This is a genomic window from Kribbella sp. VKM Ac-2566, assembly GCF_004366005.1.
In the GTDB taxonomy this organism is placed as follows: Bacteria; Actinomycetota; Actinomycetes; order Propionibacteriales; family Kribbellaceae; genus Kribbella; species Kribbella pratensis.
On sequence record NZ_SODT01000008.1, the window covers coordinates 1610137 to 1625721 of the forward strand.

The 15585-nt window shown below is 67.8% G+C and carries 17 protein-coding genes and 1 other RNA gene; 5 read left to right on the top strand and 13 right to left on the bottom strand.

Annotation, left to right across the window (positions count from 1 at the left end; all coding sequences use genetic code 11):
• The first annotated feature begins 31 nt into the window (after nt 1–31).
• The gene (locus EV647_RS10630) at nt 32–817 is read left to right on the top strand and encodes an SDR family NAD(P)-dependent oxidoreductase (protein WP_238177137.1); all 786 of its coding nucleotides are present in this window, start codon (nt 32–34) and stop codon (nt 815–817) included.
• A gap of 3 nt (nt 818–820) precedes the next feature.
• On the opposite strand, the gene EV647_RS10635 is transcribed toward EV647_RS10630, so the two are convergent.
• Complete coding sequence (locus EV647_RS10635; RefSeq protein WP_238177138.1) at nt 821–1588, bottom strand: helix-turn-helix domain-containing protein; 768 nt, start codon at nt 1586–1588, stop codon at nt 821–823.
• Between the two features lie 77 nt (nt 1589–1665).
• On the opposite strand from EV647_RS10635, the gene EV647_RS10640 reads away from it, so the two are divergent.
• The gene (locus tag EV647_RS10640) at nt 1666–1986 is read left to right on the top strand and encodes a nuclear transport factor 2 family protein (RefSeq protein ID WP_134001443.1); all 321 of its coding nucleotides are present in this window, start codon (nt 1666–1668) and stop codon (nt 1984–1986) included.
• Between the two features lie 10 nt (nt 1987–1996).
• Here the strand turns inward: EV647_RS10640 and EV647_RS10645 are convergent, their stop codons facing one another.
• The 9 genes from EV647_RS10645 to EV647_RS10680 form a co-directional block, all read right to left on the bottom strand.
• The gene (locus EV647_RS10645; protein ID WP_134001445.1) at nt 1997–2842 is read right to left on the bottom strand and encodes an alpha/beta fold hydrolase; all 846 of its coding nucleotides are present in this window, start codon (nt 2840–2842) and stop codon (nt 1997–1999) included.
• Nucleotides 2843–3010: 168 nt separating this feature from the next.
• Nucleotides 3011–3388: a transfer-messenger RNA gene (ssrA, locus tag EV647_RS10650) on the bottom strand.
• Nucleotides 3389–3482: 94 nt separating this feature from the next.
• A complete protein-coding gene (locus EV647_RS10655) occupies nt 3483–4043 on the bottom strand; it encodes a DUF1707 and DUF4870 domain-containing protein (RefSeq protein ID WP_134001447.1) in 561 nt (186 codons plus the stop codon).
• Between the two features lie 81 nt (nt 4044–4124).
• On the bottom strand, nt 4125–4598 hold the full coding sequence (gene smpB / locus EV647_RS10660) for an SsrA-binding protein SmpB (protein ID WP_130382146.1): 474 nt from the start codon (nt 4596–4598) through the stop codon (nt 4125–4127).
• Between the two features lie 21 nt (nt 4599–4619).
• Nucleotides 4620–6065, bottom strand: a complete 1446-nt coding sequence (locus EV647_RS10665; protein WP_134001449.1) for a M23 family metallopeptidase — start codon at nt 6063–6065, stop codon at nt 4620–4622.
• Between the two features lie 84 nt (nt 6066–6149).
• Entirely contained in the window at nt 6150–7061 is a 912-nt protein-coding gene (gene ftsX, locus EV647_RS10670) for a permease-like cell division protein FtsX (protein WP_130382150.1), read from the bottom strand.
• 19 nt (nt 7062–7080) lie between these two features.
• Complete coding sequence (ftsE, locus tag EV647_RS10675; RefSeq protein WP_130382152.1) at nt 7081–7770, bottom strand: cell division ATP-binding protein FtsE; 690 nt, start codon at nt 7768–7770, stop codon at nt 7081–7083.
• Nucleotides 7771–7950: 180 nt separating this feature from the next.
• A complete protein-coding gene (locus EV647_RS41940; protein ID WP_166679851.1) occupies nt 7951–8118 on the bottom strand; it encodes a hypothetical protein in 168 nt (55 codons plus the stop codon).
• Nucleotides 8111–8497, bottom strand: coding sequence for a hypothetical protein (locus EV647_RS10680; protein WP_134001451.1), 387 nt, complete (start codon nt 8495–8497; stop codon nt 8111–8113). The genes EV647_RS41940 and EV647_RS10680 overlap by 8 nt, the downstream gene beginning before the upstream one ends.
• A gap of 114 nt (nt 8498–8611) precedes the next feature.
• On the opposite strand from EV647_RS10680, the gene EV647_RS10685 reads away from it, so the two are divergent.
• Together EV647_RS10685 and EV647_RS10695 are read left to right on the top strand one after the other, a co-directional pair.
• The gene (locus EV647_RS10685) at nt 8612–9661 is read left to right on the top strand and encodes a carbohydrate kinase family protein (RefSeq protein WP_238175269.1); all 1050 of its coding nucleotides are present in this window, start codon (nt 8612–8614) and stop codon (nt 9659–9661) included.
• Nucleotides 9662–11021: 1360 nt separating this feature from the next.
• Entirely contained in the window at nt 11022–12290 is a 1269-nt protein-coding gene (locus EV647_RS10695) for an ABC transporter substrate-binding protein (RefSeq protein WP_134001455.1), read from the top strand.
• Between the two features lie 54 nt (nt 12291–12344).
• Here the strand turns inward: EV647_RS10695 and EV647_RS10700 are convergent, their stop codons facing one another.
• Nucleotides 12345–12548 carry a cold-shock protein gene (locus tag EV647_RS10700; protein WP_133789754.1) on the bottom strand — a complete coding sequence of 68 codons (204 nt, stop codon included), beginning with the start codon at nt 12546–12548 and terminating at the stop codon, nt 12345–12347.
• Between the two features lie 196 nt (nt 12549–12744).
• Here EV647_RS10700 and EV647_RS10705 point away from each other — a divergent pair, with 196 nt between their 5' ends.
• Complete coding sequence (locus EV647_RS10705; protein WP_134001457.1) at nt 12745–13152, top strand: cytidine deaminase; 408 nt, start codon at nt 12745–12747, stop codon at nt 13150–13152.
• On the opposite strand, the gene EV647_RS10710 is transcribed toward EV647_RS10705, so the two are convergent.
• Nucleotides 13134–14141 carry a TIGR03842 family LLM class F420-dependent oxidoreductase gene (locus EV647_RS10710; RefSeq protein WP_134001459.1) on the bottom strand — a complete coding sequence of 336 codons (1008 nt, stop codon included), beginning with the start codon at nt 14139–14141 and terminating at the stop codon, nt 13134–13136. The genes EV647_RS10705 and EV647_RS10710 overlap by 19 nt on opposite strands.
• A gap of 9 nt (nt 14142–14150) precedes the next feature.
• A complete protein-coding gene (gene hydA / locus EV647_RS10715) occupies nt 14151–15557 on the bottom strand; it encodes a dihydropyrimidinase (RefSeq protein ID WP_134001461.1) in 1407 nt (468 codons plus the stop codon).
• Nucleotides 15558–15585 lie beyond the last annotated feature (28 nt).

The window sequence follows — 15585 nt, forward strand, 5'->3', positions numbered from 1 at the left end:
CCTGGCTTGACCTCGACGTACGGTGGAGATCGTGCAGACGATTCTGATCACCGGTGCGACAGATGGCCTGGGGCGCGAACTGGCACTCCGACTGGGTACGGCGGGAGCTCGCGTACTGATCCACGGACGGGACGCGGCCCGCGCCGAACGTGTGCGGGCCGATATCCGCGCCGCGGGCGGTCCCGAACCAGAGATCCTGCTGGCCGATCTGGCTGATCTCCACCAGGTCGACAAGCTTGCCGACAGCATCGACAGCGAACTCGACGTGCTGGTCAACAATGCGGGCATCGGCGGCGGCAGGCCCGGTACGGGGCGTGAGGTGAGTGCCGACGGCATCGAACTGAGATTCGCGGTCAACTACCTCGCCGGCTACCACCTGACGCGGCGCCTGCTGCCGCGGCTGACGTCCACCGGCCGGATCGTCAACGTGGCGTCGGCCGGTCAGCAGGCGATCGACTTCGAGGATCCGATGATGGAGCGCGGCTGGGACGGGTTCTCGGCGTACCAGCGGAGCAAGCTGGCGCAGATCATGTTCACCATCGACCTCGCCGCGGAACAGTCCGTCGTGGTGAATGCGTTGCACCCGGCAACGTTCATGGCCACCACGATGGTGACCGAGAGCGGCGTCAGCCCGATCAGCAGCGTCGCCGAGGGCGCCGACGCGACGATGCGCCTGATCACCGCACCGGACGTGCCGACCGGACGCTACTTCAACGGCCTCCGCGAGGCCCGCGCCAACGAGCAGGCGTACGACGCCCACGCTCGCGAACGCCTCCGCACCCTCTCGGACAACCTCATCACAACCGCCCTCCGGTAAGCGTCAGCGCCGGAAGAACTCGGTGGTTGTGGGGTCGGCCGGGAGGTAGGTTTCGACGGCGATCTCCTCGAGGGTGATGTCGAAGGCGGCGCCGAACGTGGTGACGGTGCTGAGGAACGCGAGGTCGAGGCCGCGGTGCTGAATGTGGATCGGGAGGGCGATGTCGGCGGGATCGGGCGGCGTCGTGTCGACGGGGCCGTGGGCAACGAGTTCGTCGTACAGCTGATGGAGTTCGGGGTCACCGGAGGCCGCGGCCTGGCGGGCGAGGCGGGGCAGGAGGTACCCGCGAACCTGCTCCAGGTTGCGGATCCGGGACGCCAGACCGTCCGGGTGCAGGCCGAGGCGCATCAGGTTGATCGGTGCTGTGAGCAACTTCTTGTCGACACCGGCCAGGAACACGTTGAAGGAGTCGTTCGCGAGCAGGAGGTTCCAGCGGCGGTCGACGGCGACGGCCGGGTACGGCGCGTGCGCCCGGACGAACTGTTCGAGGGCCGCGCGGACCCGCGTCATGTCCGGGTCGTCCAGCTGCGTCTGCCGGTACACGGGAGCGTGGCCGGCCGCGACCAGGAGCCGGTTGCGTTCCCGCAGCGGCACGTCGAGCTGCTCGGCGAGGTGCAGCACCATCGCACTGCTCGGAATCGTCCGCCCGGTCTCGACGAAACTCACGTGCCGCGACGACACGTCCGCCTGGATCGCGAGGTCGAGCTGACTCAACTTCCTCCGCCGCCGCCACTCCCGCAACAGCTCGCCCACCGGCCTGTCGTCATTCACAGCTCGAGTATCCAGTGCCGCGCCATGACACGTCAGGTAATCGACAGCGCCGCAGCGGCCGGCGCATCGTCGTACGCATGACGATCAAGCAGCTCACCCTGCACGCCTTCCAGGAATTCGCCAACGGCAACCTCGAACCGCTCCGCCCGCTCCTGCACGAGAACTTCGTCGAGCACAGCCCCGGCAACCCCTCCGGCCGCGACGCCTTCCTCGAGTTCATCGCCCAGGCCCCGGTCGCCGGCGCCGAGCTCGCCCTCCAACGCGTGATCGCCGACGAAACCCACGTAGTCGTCCACTACCTGATGACCACCCCCGAAACCACCCAGGCCGTGGTCGACATCTGGCGCTTCGAGAACAACCAGATCGTCGAACACTGGGACGTCGTACAACCCACGTGACTCCACGAGGCTAGCGGTCGTGCAGCGTCTCGTGGTGGTGGCGTTCGCCGCGGACCAGGTGCAGGCGGAGCTCCTGGGCGATCGTGTCCGGCGCATTCTCGTCGGGCGCGTTGTGGTCCAGGTCCGGGAGGATCCGGAACTCGGCGTTGGGCATGATCGTGGCGAGGCGCGGCAGTACGCCGGTCAGGTACGCGGGCGACCTGGCCCCACCGAGGAGCAGTGTCCTCGACGCGATCCCGGCGTACCGGCTGCCGTCGGAGTCGAGGCGGAGGATCTCCGCGATCTCGCCGGGCGTCGTCGGCATCATGTCACGCGTCTCGCGACTGCCGGGTCCGCGGACGAGCAGCAAGGAGATTGCCCACAGCAAAGGTACGGCGCGGAACGGCAACAGGTCCGTGCCTTTGAGGAACGTCGTCATCGCGGCAACGCGCCGGCCTGCGTCGAGTTGCCGCGTGAACCCGCCCAGCCAACTCCCGTCGAACGACCCGTCGATACTCACGCCCGGCTCGTATGCGATCAACGCATCCAACTGCCGCCGCAAACCCACATGCAGCGCGACCAGCCCGCCGTAACTGTGCCCGAACACCACCCGCGCGCCCGTCTGCTCGAGCACCGCGAGTACGTCGTCGACATCGGTCTCCACGCTGTACGCCGGACCTCGCGCCGCACTCGCCCCACGCCCACGCCGCTCGATCACATGCACCGTGTGAGCCCCGGAGAGCCCTCGCGCCAACGCCTCGTAGTGATGTGCTCGCCGGTTGTTCCCCGGCACCACGACAAGCCCCGGCCCGGTCCCCGTGGTCAACACCTGAACCCCCGAGACCAGCTGCCGCCGCCAAACGTCCGCGTCCTGCATCGCCGCCCCCTCCTTCGATCACGCCCCTAGACTCCCCAACGCCGCTGACACCGCTCTGTCTTCCCGCTGGCACGCGAAAACTCGCGCATCTGGACGCGAGGCGCCGTGAAGTGGTCGTGAAACGACGAAGTGCCTGGTCGGTGTTGCTCTGACCAGGCACTTCTCGAGGGGTGGAGGTGGCGGGAATCGAACCCGCGTCCTTCGGCGTCGCTTCAAGGCTTCTCCGGGCGCAGTCTGAATGGCGCTTTTCTCAGCCCCAGCGTTTGTACAGACATCTCGCTGACAGGCTCAGTCACTGTAAATGTCCCGTGCTAACCCCGTGACCGGGCTAGCAAAGCAAGCTCTCTAGATGAGGCCAGGAACCGGGGCGAGAGCATCCCCGGGCTGACCGCTTCTTTAGGTGCTCAGGCCGTCAGGCGGCGAGAGCGAAGCTACTGCGCTTGGAATCGGCAGTTATTGGTTTCCAGAGATCGTTAACGAGATAACCCTGGATCCTCGGCCCGCTTCCCTTGGAACGTACGTCCAAAGTCGAAACCGTTCACCCCCTGTTGAGTTGTCAAACTCCCACCCGTACCGCGGTGGAAGCTCCACACTATCAAGTCCAACAAGCCGCTCGCACCTCACATTCCCCCCGCGGGACCTACTTGATCAGGCGCAGGGTGAACGGATAGCGGAACTTGCTGCCCGCCGCGGTGGCCAGGCCGCCGATGCCGGTCAGGAGGAACCAGAGGATCCCGAGCACCGGGAACAGGAACGACAGGAACCCGTGGGTGAAGCCGGTCGCGATCCCCAGCAGCGCGAACGCCCCGAACGCGGTCAGCTGGAAGTTCAGCGCCTCGACGGCGTGCCGGCGTACGGCGGGGTTCTTCTGGCCGGCCGTCGCGACGACCAGGGCCGGGCCGACGAACGACGTCGGGTACCCGAGCCAGTGCGCGATCGTGCCCATCCCGCGCCCGTCGCCACGGTAGGTCTGCAGCGGCGCCGGCCGGGTGAAGGCGGCCGGGGCGAACGTCGGGACCGGGCGGGAGACCAGCCCGTCGAACGAGCTGTTCAGCTCGGCCCGGGTCCGTGCCTTCAGGGCCTTGTCCAAACGGAGGTCGAACTCCATGTGGTCGAGGCGCCCGTCGGCGTACATTTCCTTGAGGATCTCGACGGCCCGGTCCCGCTGCGCCGTCGTCACCAGCAGCTCTGAAGTGGACATGCTTCCACTGTGCGCGCCACCGGCCGCGCACCCCATCGGGTTCGCCCCGGATGCACCCCTGACCGGACCCGGAAGGCCCGGCTACTGACGTCTGCGGTCCGAGAGGGCCCGTTGGGCCTCGCGGTTGGCCTGACGCTCGGCGAGAGCGTGGCGTTTGTCGTAGTCCTTCTTGCCGCGGCCGGTGGCGAGCTCGACCTTCGCGTAGCCGTCCTTGAAGTACAGCGACAGCGGGATCAGCGACACCCCTTGCTGCTCGACCTCACGGATCAGCTTCTGTACTTCGTCCTTGTGCAGCAGCAGCTTCCGCGTACGGCGGGGCTCGTGGTTCGTCCACGTCCCGTGCTTGTACTCCGGGATGTGCATGCCCTGCAGCCAGAGCTCGTTCCCGCGGACGGCGGCGAACGCGTCGACGAGGGAGGCCCGGCCCTGCCGGAGGGACTTGACCTCGGTCCCCGTCAGCACCAGCCCGGCCTCCACCACGTCCTCGATGTGGTAGTCGTGTCGCGCCTTACGGTTCTGCGCGATCGGCTTCTCCCGGCCGGACTGTTTCACCATCCAGCCAGTATCTCAGACCGTCTACAACCACTTCATCGGATTAACCACGCGGCCGTCCTGGTAGACCATGAAGTGCAGGTGGCAACCGGTGGAGTAGCCCGTGGTCCCGGCGTACCCGATGATCTCGCCCCTTCGGACGCGTTCACCGACGCCGGCCTTGTACCGCGACAGGTGGTTGTAGACGGTGGTGATCGACGATCCGCCCATCACACCGTGTGAAACGAACAGACGATTTCCGTAGCCACCGTTGTAGTACTTGTCCGACACCACCCCGTCGGCCGCGGCGCGGATCGGCGTACCGCACGGAGCGCGGAAGTCGGTCCCGTCGTGCAGCTTCCAGTAGTGCAGAACCGGGTGAAAACGCATTCCGTACGGCGACGTAATGTAGCTGCTGACCGGGTAGGCCAGCCGCCCGCCGCCGGACGACGGCGGATCGTCCGGAATGTTCCGCGGTTTCCGGTGCTCCTTGCGCGCCTTCGCCCGCTCCGCCTTCTCGGCTGCCGCCTTCCGGCGCGCGGCGGCCGCCTTCTCGGCCTTCGCCCGCGCGATCAGGAGCTGTTCGACCCGGTTCCGCTCACGCAGCAGCGAGTTGTACTGCGCCAGCTCGGCGTTCTTCTCCTTCTCGGCGGCCTTGAACGCGGTCAGCTTGACCTTCGCGATGGCCGCGGCCTCGGCACGGTCGGCCGCGACCTGCTTGGTCAGCTCCGTGACCCGCTTGACCGTTGCGGCGGCCTCGGCGCGAGCGACCTCGGACTCCTTCTCCGCGGCCGCGACCTTGACCCGCTTGCTGGCGAGCTGCGCCTGCGCGTTGTTCAGGTTGGTGATCGCGTTGCTCTGGATGCCGAACACGTTCCGCTGGACCTGCATCCCGGTCGCGATATCGGCCGGCGCGGCGCCCCGCAGCGCGATCGACAGGCCCACCAGGCCGTTCTGCTGCTGGTACGCCGACCGTACGGCGCGACCCGCGACAGCCCGCTTCTCCGCGATCAGCTTCTCGCCGGCCTCGACGTCGGACACCGCCGTACGCAACGCCGCCTCGGCCGCGGCGAGCTTGCCCGCGGCGACCGCGTCGGCGGCCTTCGCGGCGGCGAGCTGCCCCTGCGCTGCGGCGTACCGGACCTGGACGGCCTGGTACTTCACGACGGCTTGGTTGTACGCGGCAACGGACTTGCCGAGCTGGTCGGACGCGTCGTCGAGATCAGCCTTCTGCTGACCGAGCTGCGCGTCGAGTTGCTTCTTCTTGGCGGCTGGATCCGGCGGTTTCGCCTCCGCGGACGGAGTGGACGGAACCGCGGCCAGGACACCGGCGGACAGGGACAGGACAAGGCAGCAAGCGGCGACCGCCGTCTGCCGGCCCGGCGGTCGCTTGCGTGATCGCTGGTACGGCGCGGTGGAGGTGCCGGTGCTGTCGTCTCGCTTGATGCTCCCCCGCTCGCGCGGGTTCGCACCGGGGAAGTGCGGGACCACAGGTCGACCCCTTGCTCTGGATGAAATTGTGCGGTACGGGAGTGACTGCTGTTACTCCTGTTACTGCACGATAGGTCACCCGGGTCAGACTTTGAGGTATTTCCGCGTTGTCAGGAATGTCGGGATGACGGCCAGGACCAGGCCGACCACGACCATGATCAGCGTGGCGCGGAAGGTTTCGGTCGCGCCGACCCACTGCCAGACGCGGAACGTCTCCTGGGCCCGCTGCATGACCACGAAGTACACGCCGACCCACAAGGTGCCGCAGGCAAAGACCGCGCCGATCAGGGCCGCCAGCACCGCTTCCAGGAGGAACGGTAGCTGGATGTAGAAGTTCGAGGCGCCCACCAGGCGCATGATGCCTATCTCCCGTCTCCGGGCGTACGCCGCCAGCCGGATCGTGTTGGAGATCTGCATCAGAGCCGCGACCAGCAGCAAGCCGGCCGAGATCAGCGCCCCGACCTGCAAGCCGTTGAGGGCCTTGAACAGTGGATCGAGGTACTGGCGAAGGTCCTGGACGGTGTCGACGCCGGGGAGGCCGGCGACGGCGCTGACCAGGTTCTGATAGCGCGTCGGATCTCGCAGTTTGACCCGGAAGGACTCCTGCATCTGGTCCTCGGTGACCGTGCTGACGATCGGCGAGTCCTTGTACAGCTTCTTGAACGACTCGAACGCTTCCTTCTTCGACTCCGAGAACACGCCGTCGGGGGCGGTGTCCGGGTTCGTCTGGATGACCTGCTGGATCCGGTTCTTCTGCTCCTGGGTCACCTCGGCGCCGGAGCAGCCGCGGCCGCCGGAGTCCTTGGTGCACAGGAACACCGAGATCTGGATCTTGTCGTACCAGTTCCCCTTCATCAGGTCGACCTGCTCGCGGGCGAGCAGCGCGCTGCCGAACAGCGACAGCGAGACCCAGATGGTCACGACGACCGCGATCGTCATCGAGAGGTTCCGCTTCAGACCGATCCCGAGGTCGGAGAGGATGTAGTTCAAGCGCATCAGTCAGTCAGTCCCCTGGTCAGTGCTGGTAGCCGTAGACGCCGCGCGACTCGTCGCGGACGACATGGCCGTTCTCCAGCTCGATCACGCGCTTGCGCATCTGGTCGACGATCGAGACGTCGTGGGTGGCCATCACCACGGTCGTCCCGGTCCGGTTGATCCGGTCCAGCAGCTTCATGATGCCGACCGACGTACCGGGGTCGAGGTTTCCGGTGGGCTCGTCGGCGATCAGGATCATCGGCCGGTTCACGAACGCGCGGGCGATCGCGACGCGCTGCTGCTCGCCGCCGGACAGCTCGTCCGGCATCCGGTCCTCCTTGCCGTCCAGACCGACCAGCTCGAGGACCTCGGGCACCGTCTTGCGGATGTGCGCGCGAGGCTTGCCGATCACCTGCAGCGCGAACGCCACGTTCTCGGCCACGGTCTTGTTCGGCAGCAGCCGGAAGTCCTGGAACACGGTGCCGATCTGGCGCCGCATCTGCGGGATCCGCCAGCTGGCCAGCCGGTTCAGATCCTTGCCGGCGACCATGATGTGACCTCTGGTCGTCCGGTGCTCACGCAGGACCAGACGGAGGAACGTCGACTTGCCGGACCCGGAGGTTCCGACCAGGAAGACGAACTCGCCCTTCTCGATCTCGACGTTGACGTTCAGCAGAGCGGCCTTGGACTGGCCCTCGTACGTCTTGGACACATTCTCGAAGCGGATCACGGGTTCATCCGGCCGTGGTCGGGAACAGGGAGCGACGCGACGGTAACCACGAAGTGCACCGTACGCCACCGGAGCGGCCGGCGATCAGTCTAGGCGCTCCACGGCGTGCCGCCGACCAGACGTGCCGGTCCGTACACCCGCGTCCGATACCCGGTGCGTTTGAAACAGCCGTACGAGGGGTCAGGCTGGGGACGGGCTCGGCGTACCGTTGCCGTTGTCGGGGCGGGCGCCGGCTATGCGGGCTACGCCGGCGTCGGGTTTGCGGCCGGCGCGGCGGGCGGCCTCGACGTGCAACCGGGCCAGCTCGACAGCCTGGCGCGAGACCTTCACGGTCTTCTTCTCAGCCATGGTCACTGTCTCCCTCGACGACCTCGATGTCGGTGTCCGCGATATCAGCGTACGCGGACGCGCCGATGCGGTCGATCGCTACGGCGGCGGTCAGCGCGGCGACCAGATCGTAGTCCTCGGGTTGTAACAGCTCCGACCTCATCAGTGAACGCAGCGTCACCACACCGGCGTCCGTCCCGGCGTCCTCACCCTCGAGAATCTGCTCGACGGCCCACCGGACCATCCGCATGGTCTCCTCGCGGTGCCGCCAGGTGTCGAGCTCGCGGTCGGACTTCCGCGTCAGGTACGCCCCCAGGGACACGCCACCGAGCGCGAGCAGCGGACTCAGAACCGTCATCACCACCCCGACGATCGAGATCCAGGTAGGGATCACGGACACACCCCGACGCTCATACCCGTCCTCCCAATTCCGTGGTCTTGACCGGTCGATGATGCTACGAAGGAGCATTCCACCCACCACCGACATACCAGGATGACAAGGGGCGGTGTCACCGTGACGGACGAGCAGGACCGCTACGACGTGTTCGTGCAGGGGACGGTGTTCCTCGACATCGTCATGACCGGTCTGGCGTCCGCCCCGACCACCGGTACGGAGATCTTCGCCGAGGGCATGGGATCGTGCCCGGGCGGTGTCGCGAACTTCGCGATCGCGGCCGCGCGGCTCGGACTGCAGACAGGACTCGCGTCGGTCTTCGGTGACGACGCGTACGCCGACTTCTGCTGGCGGACCCTCGCGGACCAGGAGGGCGTGGACCTGTCGCACTCGCGGCGGATCGGCCACTGGCACTCGCCGGTCACGGTGTCGATGTCGATCGACCGGGACCGGGCGATGGTCACGCACGCCCACGAGGCGCCGGGTGATCCGAGCAAACTGGTGGGGCCAGGCCTGAAGACGCGGTCCGCGATCGTGCCGGTGGCGGAGGAGCTGCCGGGCTGGACGGTCGAGGCGCGGCAGTCCGGTGCGCTGTTGTTCGGCGACGTCGGCTGGGATCCGACCGACGAGTGGTCGCCGGCGGTGCTCGACGTACTCGAAGGGTTCCACGCGTTCACGCCGAACGCGGGTGAGGCGATGGCCTACACCCGCACCGACACCCCCAAGGCCGCGCTGCACAAGCTGGCCGACCGCGTACCGCTCGCGGTGGTGACGAACGGCGCGGACGGCGTACTGGCGATCGACTCGGCGACCGGTGAGGAGGAGCAGGTGCCGGCGCTGCCGGTGCGTTCGTACGACCCGACCGGCGCCGGCGACGTGTTCCTCGCCTCACTCGTGCTCGGCACGCTCCGCGGCTGGCCGCTCGCCCACCGCCTGGCGTTCAGCAACCTGTGCGCCGGCCTCTCGGTCCAGCACTTCGGCGGCTCCCTCGCGGCGCCCGGCTGGGGCGACATCATCGACTGGGTGCGCGACCACAGCCGGCACCGCCCCGGCGACGTCGACCCCGCCGTACTCCAGCACTACGCCTTCATCGGCGACGTCCTCCCGGCCGGTCCCGTCCCGATCGTCCGTCGGGCCTCGGCCACGATCGCGCGCCTGTCGGACGCCTGACGCGCCTACCGTCACCGCGACCAGGACGAGCAGTACGCCGCCGCCCAGGAAGCCCCAGGACGGCGCGGCATGTTCGAGCATCACCCCGGCGGTCGCCGATCCGGCGGCCGAGCCGAGGTTGTTGGCGGTGTTGATCCAGGTGCTCGCCTCGGTCCGCTGGTACGCCGGAGTGACGTCGTCGGCGGCCAGGTACGAGACCACGAACAGCGGGGCGATCGCGGCACCGGCAATGCCCAACACACTCCCGAGCACGACCAGGTCGGTCACGAACGACGCCGCGAGCAGTCCGGCGGCCAGTACGGCGATCAGCCCGCCGAGATGGGTCGACCAGGACCGGGTATGACGCCGGCGCGCCCAGAGCATCCCGCCGATCACACTGCCCGCCGCGATCGCTGCCTCGACGTACCCGGCCGCTCCGGGACGTCTCGCGTGCTGCGCGACACCTGCCACGCAGACGTACGCCGCGCTGATCCCGGACGCCGTGACCGTGATGACGAGCAGGATCCGTCGCAGACCGGGGATCACCAACGGCCCCAACGGATGCCGAGTGGGCGCCGACGCTGACGTCGAGGTCGTCACCGGACTCGTCACCATCGCGAACGTGCCGACGACCATCAAGGCGGCCGAGCAGCCGAGCGCGGCTGGTGCGGATACGAGACCGATCAGGGTGCCTGCGATCAGCGGCCCGCCGAGGAACAGGCACTCCTCGGAGACCGCGTCGAGAGCGTACGCGCGTTCCTTCAGCACAGAGCCCTCGGTGAGCAGTCGCCAGTTCGACCGCATCGACGGCCCCAACGGCGGCGCCAGCAACCCGGTCGCGCCGACGAGGAGCAGTACGGCGGCATCCGGCGTACCGAATGCTGCGATGGCGACCAGGCCGGCGGATGCACCGAGTGCGAGGGGTGGCAGGACGCGGCGCTGGCTGTAGCGGTCGACGAGCCGCGCTTTGTACGGCATCGACAACGAGGCGAACCCGAACACCGCGACCGCGGCGCCGGCCGTGGCGAAGGAACGGGTGGACTGCTGGACGGTGAAGAGCAAAGACAACGGGAGCAGACCGTACGACAGCCGGCCGAGCAACGCAGGCACGAATGTGCGCAGCGCCGACGGCAACAGCAGGACGTCACGGTAGCTCCCGGCACGAGTTGTGCCGGACACGAGGATTCTCCTAGAGAGACGGGATGAGGCTCGAAACCACGCAAGGCGTGGGAGCCGTCTCTAGTCACGGGGGGAGAACATGCGGGCGAGCCTACAGCTCATTCTCGGCGGCTGGAAATGTCGGCGTACTGGGCTCCGCCGGTCGTAGGGTCTGGGGTGGTGCGCGGGCTGTGGGACCGCGCTGGACGGAGAGGTGCAGGCGATGACGATCAGTCGGCGGCAGGTACTCGGGCTCGGGACCGGACTGGCTGCGATGGCCGTGGCGGGATGCGGGTCGAACTCCGGGCGGCCGTCGTCCGGTGGGTCGGACGGGTCGAAGCCGGCGCTGCAGCAGTGGTACCACCAGTACGGCGAGGCGGGCACGCAGCAGGCGGTGGAGAAGTACGCGAAGGCGTACCCGGATGCGACCGTGACGATCCAGTGGTCGCCGGGTGACTACGAGAAGAAGGCCGCGACGGCGCTGCTCACCGACCAGGGCCCGGACGTGTTCGAGTACCCGAACGGGCCGACGATCGACATGATCAAGGGCCAGCAGGTCGTCGACCTGACCGATCTGCTGGGCGATGCGAAGAGCGACTTCAACGCTGCGCTGCTCGAGCGGATGTCGTACCAGGGCAAGCTGTACGGGATCCCGCAGGTGATCGACATGCAGCTGCTCGTGTACCGCAAGAGCCTGCTGAGCGCGGCCGGCGTACAGCCGCCGCAGACCGTCGACGAACTGCTCGCCGCCGCGAAGAAGCTGACCAACAACAAGACCAAGGGGCTGTTCGTCGGCAACGACGGCGGCGTCGGCGTGCTCGGCGGGCCGGCGCTCTGGTCGGCCGGTGTCGACTACCTGACCAAGGACAACCAGTTCGGTTTCGACGACCCGGCCGCGTTCGAGTCGCTGCGCAAACTGCGGGAGTTCTGGACGTCGAAGGTGTTGTTGCTCGGGGCACCGACCGACTGGTCCGACCCGGCCGCGTTCACGCAGGGCCTGACCGCAATGCAGTTCACCGGCCTGTGGACGCTCCCCGTGATCGAGAAGGCGCTGCCCGGCGACTACGGCGTACTCCCCTGGCCGAAGCTGAACGCCACCACCGGTGCGCCGAGTGTCCCGGTCGGGGCGTACGGCGCCTGCGTGAACGCCAAGTCGAAGAACCTCGACGCCGCGAAGAAGTTCGCCAAGTGGCTGTGGGTGGACCAGACCGACGACCAGCTCGACTTCGCGCAGTCGTACGGCTTCCACGTACCCGCCCGCAAGAGCCTGTCGGAGAAGGCGGACAAGCTGAAGTCCGGCCCGGCCGCGGACGCCGTCAAGCTGCTGAACGAGAACGGCCGCCCGCAGAACCCGATGCTCTGGTCGCCGAAGGCCAGCTCGGCGTACTCCGACGCGCTGAACAAGATCATCCGCAGCGGCGCCGACCCGGCCGCGGAGATCAAGACCGTCAAGTCGGTCACCGAGGCCGAACTCAAGCGCATCACCGGCTGACACGACAAGGCCGCGGCCCCACACCGTTCGGTGCGGGGCCGCGGCTGCGCCGGCTCAGACGACCTTGACGTACTCCGCCTGCTGACCCTTCGGGCCCTGGGCGATGTCGAACTCGACGCGCTGGTTCTCCTCGAGGCTACGGAAGCCGTCGGTCTGGATGGCGGAGAAGTGGACGAACACGTCCGCACCGCCCCCGTCGACGGTGATGAAGCCGAAGCCCTTGTCGGCGTTGAACCATTTCACAGTTCCCTGTGCCATGTTGTTGCTCCTTCGTGGAGATGGGGGCGCACCGCGGACGCGGTGGGCCCGGCCGTTGTCGCACCGGCGGCAGACCATCTCTCGCGAGGAAAGATCGGGATAAACCACAGCTACTAAAACTTGACCTGCCCTATAGAACCACGAACTCGCAGGATTCATTCCCTCGGGCTGCGCCGGGCGTGGCAGGGTGGGGCACATGGTGACCCTGCAACCGCTGACCGACGACGACCGTGAGCTGATCGAGCTGGCCCGCCGGACGGTCGACGCGAACACCGACGGACCCGACGGCGTCTACACGATGGGCGCCGCGGTCCGCGGTGCCGACGGCCGGATGTACGCCGGTATCAACCTGTACCACTTCACCGGCGGCCCCTGCGCCGAACTGGTCGCCCTCGGCCGCGCCCGCGCCGACGGGGCCCGCGAGCTCACCACCATCGTGGCCGTAGGCAACGAAGGCCGTGGCGTGGTCGCGCCGTGCGGCCGCGACCGCCAGATCCTCGTCGACTACCACCCCACGATCCGCGTCATCCTGCCGACTGAGGACGGTCCTGCCTCGGCCCTGGCCACCGACCTCCTACCCGGCGCCTACCGCTGGACCCCTTGAAAAGCTGGGATGATGTCCTTGCCGTACGACGCCAGGGTTTCCTCCTTGGCGTCATGCTGGAGGTAGAGGGCGAACTGGTCGACGCCGAGTTCCTTCAGTTCGGCCAGCCGGGCGAGGTGGTTCTCGACAGGGCCGAGGATGCAGAACCGGTCCACGACCTCGTCCGGCACGAAGTCGGTGTGGGTGTTCCCGGCGCGCCCGTGCTCGGCGTAGTCGTATCCCTTGCGCCCCTCGATGTAGTCGGTCAGCGCCTGCGGCACGGCGCCTGACGTCCCGTACCGCGCGACGATGTCCGCGACGTGGTTCCCGACCATCCCGCCGAACCAGCGGGTCTGTTCGCGTTGGTGATCCAGGTCGTCCCCGACGTACGCCGGTGCCGCGACGCAGAACTTGATCGCCATCGGATCGCGGCCGGCCTGTTCCGCGGACCGTCGTACCGCGGTGATCATCCACTCCGCGATGTCCGGATCGGCCAGCTGCAGGATGTACCCGTCGCCGACCTCGCCGGTGGCCTTGAGCGCGCGTGGGCCGTACGCCGCGACCCACACGTCGAGCGCTCCGTCGTCGACCCAGGCGAACTTCAGCTGCTGCCCGCGGTACTCGACAGTCTCGCCGCGTGCCAGGGATCGCACCACTTCGACGCACTGCTTCATCTCCGCGATCGTCCCCGGTTGCGCGCCGAGCGTCCGCAGCGCCGAGTCCCCCCGCCCGATCCCGCAGATCGTCCGGTTGCCGAACATCTCGTTCAAGGTGGCGAACTGGGACGCGATCACCGTCCAGTCCCGCGTTCCCGGATTCGTCACCATCGGCCCGACGATCACGCGGCGCGTGGCCGCGAGAATCTGGCTGTAGATCACGAACGGCTCCTGCCAGAGCAGGTGCGAGTCGAACGTCCACACGTACGAGAACCCGGCGTCCTCCGCCTTCCGGGCCAGCTCCACGACCGTGGACGCGGGCGGATCACACTGAAACACCACACCGAAGTCCACGTCATCCCCCTACATCAGATAAGACGACAGGCCGCGCTTCAGGAACTTGCCCCGGCCTTTCCGGCCATGGTAGTTGCCGTCAGCCACGATCACCTCGCCGCGGGACACGACGGTGCCCACCCGGCCCTTGATCTCGACCCCTTCGTACGCCGAGTGGTCCATGTTCATGTGGTGCGTCTCGACGCCGATCCGCGTCGTACCGCTCGGGTCGTAGATCACCAGGTCGGCGTCCGATCCCGGCTGCACGATCCCCTTCTGCGGATACAGCCCGAACATCCGGGCCGGCGTGGTCGCGATCGTCTCCACCCAGCGCTCCAGCGACAGCTTCCCGTCCACCACGCCCTGGAACACCAGGTCGACGCGGTGCTCGACGCCGCCGATCCCGTTCGGGATCTTGGAGAAGTCGCCGAGCCCGAGTTCCTTCTGGTCCTTCATGCAGAACGGGCAGTGGTCGGTCGACACGATCGCGAGCTCGTTGTTCCGCAGGCCCTTCCACAGGTCCCGCTGGTGCGGCTCGTGCTTGCTGCGCAGCGGGGTCGAGCAGACCCATTTCGCGCCCTCGAACCCGGGTGCCCCGAGCTGGTCCTCGAGCGTCAGGTACAGGTACTGCGGGCAGGTCTCGGCGAACACGTTGCGGCCCGCGTGCCGCGCCTCGGCGACCTTCTCGAGCGCCTGGCTCGCGGACAGGTGGACGATGTACAGCGGGCAGTCCTGCGCGACCTCGGCGAGCGCGATCGCGCGGTTCGTCGCCTCCGCCTCGAGCGCGGCCGGGCGGGTGATGCCGTGGTAGATCGGGTCGGTCTGGCCCTTGGCGATCGCCTGCTGCACGAGGACGTCGATCGCGATGCCGTTCTCGGCGTGCATCATGATCATCGCGCCGTTCTCGCGCGCGGTCTGCATCGCGCGGAGGATCTGCCCGTCGTCGGAGTAGAAGACACCCGGGTAGGCCATGAACAGCTTGAAACTCGTGATGCCCTCGTCGGCGACCAGCTGGTCCATCGCCTTCAGCGCGTCGGCGTCGACACCGCCGAGGATCATGTGGAACGCGTAGTCGATGTGACACTCGCCCTCGGCCTTCGCGTGCCACGCGGCGAGCCCGTCCTGCACGACCTCGCCGGTACGTTGGACCGCGAAGTCGATGATCGTCGTGGTCCCGCCGTACGCCGCCGCCCGCGTGCCGGTGTCGAACGTGTCGCTGGCCGCGGTGCCGCCGAACGGCAGCTCCATGTGCGTGTGCGCGTCGATCCCGCCCGGAATCACGTACTTGCCGGAGGCATCGAGTACCTCGTCGACCGTGATCGTCGGGCTGAACGACGGATCGAGAACCGCGACGATCTTCTCGCCCTCGATCAGCACGTCCGCGACCCGGGTCCCGGTCGGTCCGACGACGGTTCCACCCTTGACGAGCAAAGACATCTACGCCACTCCCCTTTGAGCGGTCGGC